This is a genomic window from Pseudovibrio sp. POLY-S9 (genome assembly GCF_001431305.1).
Classification (GTDB): Bacteria; Pseudomonadota; Alphaproteobacteria; order Rhizobiales; family Stappiaceae; genus Pseudovibrio.
Genome location: NZ_LCWX01000225.1, coordinates 1 through 1049, shown reverse-complemented (window position 1 = coordinate 1049; position 1049 = coordinate 1). Strand labels below are relative to the sequence as shown.

The following is a 1049-nucleotide window of genomic DNA, read 5'->3' as shown; positions in this document are numbered from 1 at the left end:
GGTTTTCCTGTGTGACGCTGGCTGGGCCATGCCAGCCGGTTGCTGCGGTGGCGATTGCTTCAGCTGTAGCCTTTTCAAAATAGCGCTCGCTATCTGCCGGCCGGTGGTGAAGTTGGAACACGCCATGTTCACCTTGAACATCTGCAGTCAGTTCAAAGTAATCTCGTGGCTTGAAGTCGGAAAGCTCTTGCTCACGCCTGCAGACAATTCCAAGCGTTGGGGTGCGAACACGGCCAATGCCAATAACAGCACGCACGCCAGAAGGCACCAGTCTGGTCGTTGCGGTTCTGGTCAGACTGAGATTGAACACCTGATCGGCCTGAGCACGGGCGACCGCTGCATCATAAAGTGAACGATAACTGGCGTTGGGTTTGGTGCTGGCAAACGCATCGCGAAGCGTCTTTTCATCTTCTGCAGTAAACATAGCTCGCAGAACACGGCCCTTATAGCCGTAAAAATGCAAAAGGTTCTCACCAATCGCCTGACCCTCGCGGTCGCAGTCAGTCGCAATGATGACTTGATCGGCATTGCCTAAGGCCCGCTTGATTTTATCAAGGCGCTCACCCTTACCGCTGGTTCTGTCAGCAACCAGCCCATGCCGGCCACCTTGCGGGCGCAGCAAAGCTGAGGACCAGGCTTTCCAGTCCGGATTAGCCTCATCAGGAGATTGAAGCCGCAGCAAGTGTCCTTGTGCCGCCAGTACCTCTCCATATCGAGATCCAACGGCCTTCATGACATTGCGGGCTTGCGAGGGTTTTTCTGTAATGACGATTGATTTCATGGTGCCCCATGCAACTAAAATGGTTCATTTTGCGCGTGCTCGAAAAAGTGAGTTCTTGAATATCTTCAGAGCGGAGGAGGCAACCCCAATCCAAATTTCAATCATCCAGATTCTACTTGAACAGTTTGGAGCTGCAAGCACAATTCGACCAGGACGACCACAGGTTCAAGCTTTTGGCTCTGACTGAGAGGCTGACACATGAGCCCGCCAGATGTGCGGACGGTTTCAGGTCTTCTTTAATCTGCCATCACAATCAATTCTTGAACAA

1 protein-coding gene is annotated in these 1049 nt (G+C 52.5%); it reads right to left on the bottom strand.

Annotation, left to right across the window (positions count from 1 at the left end; translation table 11 throughout):
- The coding region (locus PPL9_RS22635) for a DNA topoisomerase (RefSeq protein ID WP_244273441.1) at window positions 1–781 on the bottom strand (781 nt) is incomplete at its 3' end.
- Window positions 782–1049 lie beyond the last annotated feature (268 nt).